A 6047-nucleotide genomic window follows, 5' to 3' on the forward strand; every position below is an offset into this window, starting at 1 on the left:
GACGCCGCGTCGTGAGCGAGACCCGGCGCGGCCCGCTCGCCGGCATCCGCGTGCTCGAGGTCGGGCACATCCTCGCCGGCCCCTTCGGGGGCATGCTCCTCGCCGACCTCGGCGCCGACGTGGTCAAGATCGAGCCCCCCGGTGGCGACCTGTCCCGACAGGTCGGGGCGCGCTCGGTCGATGACCACAACGTGTACTTCGCGAGCCTGAACCGCAACAAGCGCAGCGTGCATATCGACCTCACGACCGCGAAGGGACAGGCGGAGCTCGGAGCGCTGGCTGCCACGGCGCAGGCCCTGCTCGTGAACCTGCGTCCGTCGGCGATCCGGAAGCTCGGGCTCGACTACGACTCGCTGTCCCGCTTCAACCCCACGATCGTGTGCGTCGCCCTCACCGGCTACGGGCTTGACGGCCCGGCGGCCGAATGGCCGGCCTTCGACTACGTGATCCAGGCCATGAGCGGCGTGGCGGCCATGACCGGCGAGCCCGACGGGCCGCCCGCCCTGGCCGGCTACTCGGCGGTGGACAACTCGTCCGGGATCATGGCCGCGCTGGGGCTCGTCTCGAAGCTCCTCGAGGGCAAGGGCGGTCAGGTCGACATCTCGCTCTTCGACGTGATGCTCTCGCAGCTCAACTACAAGGCCGCGGCCTACCTGAACGGGGGCGATCGGCCGGCGCGCCAGGCCTTCGGCGGACACTCCTTCTACGTCCCGGCCCAGCTGTTCGCGACCGCCTCCGGCTACGTCGCGCTGTTCGTCACCCACGACGAGTTCTGGCGTCGGCTGTGTCGGGAGATCGGCCGGCCCGAGTGGGCCGACGACGAGCGGTTCGCCACCATGCAGCAGCGCTTCGAGCACCGGGCGACGTTGCTCGAGGAGCTGGGCGCGGTGCTGCGAGGCTCGTCCGCGGCCGACTGGGTCGAGCGCCTCCGCCCCCTGGGCATCGCCGTCGGCGAGGTGGTCGACCTCGGGGAGGCCCTCGACGGCGACCTGGCGCAGTCGCGTGGCCTCGTCGTGTCGGTCGACACCCCCGACGGGCCGCTGCGGATGGTCGCGAACCCGATCCGTGGGACGGATGCGCCGTCCGCCTACCGTCCCCCGCCCCGCCTGCACGAGCACACCCGCGAGGTGCTCGAGCACCTCGACCGCTCACCGGATCAGGCGTCGTAGTCGACGACCACCTCCGCGCTGGTCGGCAGCGCCTGGCACGTGAGCACCCAGCCCTCGCTCACCTCGTCGGGCGAGAGCGCGTTGTTGACCCGCATCGTCGCCGAGCCCGGCTCGAGACGGGCCATGCACGTGGCGCAGTTCCCCTGCTCGCAGGAGAACGGCGGGCTCAAGCCCGCCCGCCGGGCCGTGTCGAGGATGGTGTCGCCCGCCGCGTAGTCGACGGTCGTGTCGCGCTGCTCGAGCCGGATCACCACGGACCGGGTGCCGGACGCCTCCGGCTCGGTGGGCGGCGGCTCCGGGAGCACGAAGCGCTCGATGAACAACTGGGCCGCCGACACGCCGAGCGTCGCGAGCCCGACCTCGACGGTGTCCATGTACGGCCCCGGGCCGCAGAGGTAGAAGTCGGCGTCGGCGGCGTTGCCAACGAGGGCCGCGCAGTCGGCGGCGTCGAGGAAGCCCCGCTCCGAATCGAGGTGATGGTGGACCGTCAGGCGCCCGTCGGCGCTCGAGCGGAGCTGCTCGAGCTCGTCGGCGAAGATCACCGCGTCGGCGCTGCGGTTGGCGTAGACCAGGCTGATCCGGCGCCCGGTGACGGCGAGGGCGCTCTTGATGATCGAGATCACCGGCGTGATGCCGCTCCCGCCGGCGAAGGCGACGATGGGCGCCGCTCGCTCGTGGAGCACGAAGAGCCCGGTCGGGCGAAGCACCTCGATATGGTCGCCCGCCGTGAGCCGGTCGTTCATCCAGTTCGACATCCGCCCGCCGGGCACCCGCTTCACGGTGGTGGTGAACGGGTCGGGGGTGTCGGGCGAGCTCGACATCGAGTAGCAGCGGACGACGGGCTCACCGTCGATCGTGACCCGGAAGGTGCAGAACTGCCCGGCGGCGTAGGCGAAGGTCGCCTCCAGCTCGCTCGGGATCTCGAGCACGAAGGAACGGGTGTCGGCGGTCTCGTCGACGACGTCGGCGACGATGAGGGAGTGGTACTCGTGGTCGTGCAGCTCCATCAGCGAGGTCCCGTCGCCGTCCCGGCCTGATGATAAGCCCGTATCCATTCTGAGCAAGTTGACTCTCGAAATCTGCTAATCTCATTCTCCTCGACCGCCCGGGGGGCACGTGCGCAGCGACGTCACCTGGCCGACCATTCCGGCGATGGCCCGCGACCGGGCGCGCCGGTCCGGCGACGCGGAAGCCGTGGTGGACGGCGACCGACGGATCGACTTCCGCCGGTTGGGGGCGATGGTCGACGACGCCGCCCGCGCCCTCGTCGCCTCGGGGATCCAGCGTGGCGACCGGGTGGCGGTGTGGGCGCCGAACTCCCTCGAGTGGATCGTCGCCGCGCTCGGCGTGACGACGGCGGGGGCCGTCCTGGTGCCGGTCAACACCCGCTTTCGCGGCACGGAGGCCGGCTACGTCCTCGCCCGCAGCGGCGCCTGCGCCCTGTTCACGGTGCGAGGCTTCCTCGACACCGACTACCCGGCTCTGCTCGCGGACGCGGGGGTCGAGCTGCCCGCGCTCGAGCACACGATCCTGCTCTCCGGGGACGCCGACGACGCCGTGGTCGGCTGGGACGACTTCCTCGGCCGAGGCGGCGGCGTGCCCGACGCCGACCTCGACGAACGGGTGGCGTCGATCGGGCCCGACGACCCCAGCGACGTGGTGTTCACCTCGGGGACCACCGGCAACCCGAAGGGCGTCGTCATGGCGCACGGCCAGACCCTGCGGTGCTACCTCGACTGGTGCGACTGGGTCGACGTTCGACCCGGCGACCGCTACCTGATCGCGAACCCGTTCTTCCACATCTTCGGCTACAAGGCGGGCATCCTGGCCTCGCTGATGCGCGGCGCCACGATCGTGCCGCTCGCCGTGTTCGATCCCGACGTCGTCCTCGAGCTTGTCGAGCGCGAGCGCATCACCGTGCTCCCGGGCCCGCCGACCCTCTACTTCTCGCTGCTCGAGCACCCCGATCGCGGCCGGCGCGACATCTCGAGCCTGCGGGCCATGACGACCGGCGCGGCCGACATCCCGGTCGAGCTCATCCGCCGGATCGCCGAGGAGCTGCCGTTCGAGCGCGTCCTGACGGGGTACGGGCTGACGGAGGCGGGCACGGTGACGGGCAGCGGGCGCGACGACGACGTCGAGCGCGTCGCGACGACGGTCGGCGTCGCGCTGCCGGGGTTCGAGGTCCGCACCGTCGACGAGCAGGGTGTTGACACGCCGCTCGGGGAGCCCGGGGAGGTGGTGGTGCGGGGCGCGACGGTGATGCGCGGCTACCTCGACGACCCGGACGCGACCGCCGCCGCCATCGACGCCGACGGCTGGCTCCACACGGGTGATCTCGGCACCCTCGACCAGGACGGCTACCTGCGGATCGTGGGGCGGATCAAGGACATGTTCATCGTCGGCGGGTTCAACGCCTACCCGGCGGAGATCGAGAACCTCCTCCTCCGTCACGCGCTCGTCGCGCAGGTCGCCGTGATCGGCGTGCCGGACGAGCGACTGGGCGAGGTCGGCAAGGCGTTCGTCGTCCTCACGCGGGGGGCGGCCATCGAGCCGGCCGCGCTCATGCAGTGGGCGCGGGGTGAGATGGCGAACTACAAGGTGCCGCGCAGCGTGGAGTTCCTCGACGCCCTCCCCATGAACGCGACCGGCAAGGTCGTCAAGGACGAGCTCCGGGTGCGTGCCCGGCGCGCGCCGGATGGGTGAGCGCATGCTGTTCGGCCTGCGCTTCGACTTCCGCAACCCCGAGATCGCCGGCACGAGCACGGCCGACCGCTACTCGGCGGCCCTCGAGATGGCGGAGTGGGCTGACGGCCTGGGCTGCGTGAGCATCGCCGTCTCCGAGCACCACGGGTCCGCCGACGGCTATCTCCCGAGCCCGATCGCGATGCTGGCGGCGATGGCGGCGCGCACCACGAACGTCCGCTTCGTCATCGCCGCGCTCATCGCGCCCTTCCACGACCCGCTCCGCCTCGCCGAGGACATGGTCGTGCTCGACAACCTCAGCAAGGGCCGCGTCGACCTGATCGTCGCCGGTGGCTACGTGCCCGAGGAGTTCGAGATGTTCGACGTGCAGATGCGCGAGCGCGGCCACCGGGTGACGGAGGCGGTCGCGACCTTGAAGGCGGCGTTCAGCAGTGCGCCCTTCGAGTATCGAGGACGAACCGTGCGCATCACCCCGGCGCCGTTCCGGCCCGGTGGGCCGAGCATCTCGCTCGGCGGCACTAGTGAAGCGGCGGCGCGGCGCGCCGCCCGCATCGCCGACGGCTTCCTGCCCTCCGTCCCCGAGGTCTGGGAGTACTACCGGGACGAGGCACAGAAGCTCGGCCGTCCCGACCCCGGCCCCAGCCCTGTCGGCCCGAACCGGGTCGTCGCGCTCGCCGAGGACCCCGAGCGGGGATGGGAGCAGATGGCCCCCTTCTTCCTCCACGAGACGAACTCGTATGGCGCCTGGCAAGCGCAGGCCGACATCATCCCCACGTACCGCACCATCGCCGACGCCGACGAGCTGCGCGCGACCGGGCAGTACCGCGTCGTGACGCCAGCGCAGCTCGTCGAGGAGCTGCGAGCGGCGCCCGTCCCGTTCGCCATGCTGCACCCGTTGTGTGGCGGCATGCCGCCCGATCTCGCCTGGTCGAGCCTCCGGCTGTTCGAGACCCAGGTGCTGCCGGCGCTGCCGTAGCTCAGCGGCCCCGCCACACCGGCGGCCGCTTCTCGACGAAGGCGAGCGCGCCTTCCTTGGCGTCCTCGCTCCTGAAGACGATCTGTTGCCACTCGTCGCGGCGGGCACGCACTCGCGTCGCGTCCGAGACGCCGAGCCGCACGAGCTCCCGCGCCGCCGCGAGCCCGAGCGGGCCGTTTGCGGCGATTCGTTCGGCGACGGCGAGCGCGGCGTCGAGCACGGACTCAGGGGGCGCGAGCACGTTGACCAGCCCGAGCTCGTGCGCCCTCGCGGCGCTGATCGGATCTCCGGTCAGCGCCATCTCCAGCGCAACACCGAGCGGGATCCGGCTCCCCAGGAACGCACCGTTCCCCGCGGGGAACAGCCCTCGCTTCACCTCCGGCAGGCCGAACTCCGCGGCGGTCGAGGCGACGATCACGTCGCACGCGAGCAGCAGCTCGAGGCCGCCGGCCAGCGCGCTGCCGTTGGCCGCACCGACGAGCGGCACGGACACCTCACCGTCGATGAGCCGGAAGTAGGTGCGGGTCGCGTCGTCGTCGCCGACGCCGATCTGCTCACCGGCTGCGAAGGCCCGCAGGTCCATGCCGGCGCAGAAGGAGCGGTCGCCGGTGCCGGTGAGGACGAGGGCCCGCACCTCGGGGTCGGACTCGGCCTCGTGGACTGCGGCGCCGATCCCCGAGAGGAGCCCGGGCGTCAGCGCGTTCCTGGCCTCCGGCCGGGCCAGGCGCAGGAGGAGGAGCGGCCCCCGGCGCTCCCGGACCAGGTCCTGGGTGTCGCTCACGACCGGTAACCGGTCGCCTCCGCGGCCTCGGCCGCGCCGCGCATCAGGTCGAGCACGATCGGGCCGAAGGCCAGGAGCTTCTCGTCGTCGCCGGCGCGCTGGAAGCCCTGCTCGAGGACGATCGCGAGCTTCCACTTCGCGAGGATGATGTAGTAGTCGATGTCGTCGACCTGGCGGCCCGAGACCTCCGAGTAGCGCGCCAGGACCTGGTCGCGCGACGGCATGCCGCGCATGTCGACGTAGCTCCCCCGGGCCGCGTCGGGATCACTCGTGTCGACCGGCCAGCTCTGCACCACCCAGGCGAGGTCGAGTTTGGGATCGCCGACCGTCCCCATCTCCCAGTCGACGATCGCGGCCAGCCGGGCCGGCGCGCCGTGGTCGAACATGACGTTGGCGAACTGGTAGTCGCCGTGCA

At 71.8% G+C, this 6047-nt stretch carries 6 protein-coding genes; 3 read left to right on the forward strand and 3 right to left on the reverse strand.

Going from position 1 to position 6047, the window contains the following annotated elements:
- Positions 1-11 precede the first annotated feature (11 nt).
- Positions 12-1169, forward strand: a complete 1158-nt coding sequence (locus tag VG869_04590; protein ID HEV3450463.1) for a CoA transferase — start codon at positions 12-14, stop codon at positions 1167-1169.
- Here VG869_04590 and VG869_04595 read toward each other — a convergent pair.
- The gene (locus VG869_04595) at positions 1157-2176 is read right to left on the reverse strand and encodes a ferredoxin--NADP reductase (protein ID HEV3450464.1); all 1020 of its coding nucleotides are present in this window, start codon (positions 2174-2176) and stop codon (positions 1157-1159) included. The genes VG869_04590 and VG869_04595 overlap by 13 nt on opposite strands.
- Positions 2177-2321: 145 nt before the next feature.
- Here VG869_04595 and VG869_04600 point away from each other — a divergent pair, with 145 nt between their 5' ends.
- Together VG869_04600 and VG869_04605 are read left to right on the forward strand one after the other, a co-directional pair.
- Positions 2322-3875, forward strand: a complete 1554-nt coding sequence (locus VG869_04600) for a FadD3 family acyl-CoA ligase (GenBank protein HEV3450465.1) — start codon at positions 2322-2324, stop codon at positions 3873-3875.
- Positions 3876-3879: 4 nt separating this feature from the next.
- Positions 3880-4851 (forward strand): LLM class flavin-dependent oxidoreductase, encoded by a 972-nt coding sequence (locus VG869_04605; GenBank protein ID HEV3450466.1) that lies wholly within the window; start codon positions 3880-3882, stop codon positions 4849-4851.
- Between the two features lies 1 nt (position 4852).
- Here VG869_04605 and VG869_04610 read toward each other — a convergent pair whose 3' ends face one another.
- Complete coding sequence (locus VG869_04610) at positions 4853-5632, reverse strand: enoyl-CoA hydratase-related protein (GenBank protein ID HEV3450467.1); 780 nt, start codon at positions 5630-5632, stop codon at positions 4853-4855.
- The coding region (locus VG869_04615; protein ID HEV3450468.1) for a phosphotransferase at positions 5629-6047 on the reverse strand (419 nt) is incomplete at its 5' end. The genes VG869_04615 and VG869_04610, both read right to left, overlap by 4 nt.

This window comes from Acidimicrobiia bacterium (genome assembly GCA_035948415.1).
GTDB lineage: Bacteria > Actinomycetota > Acidimicrobiia > IMCC26256 > PALSA-555 > PALSA-555.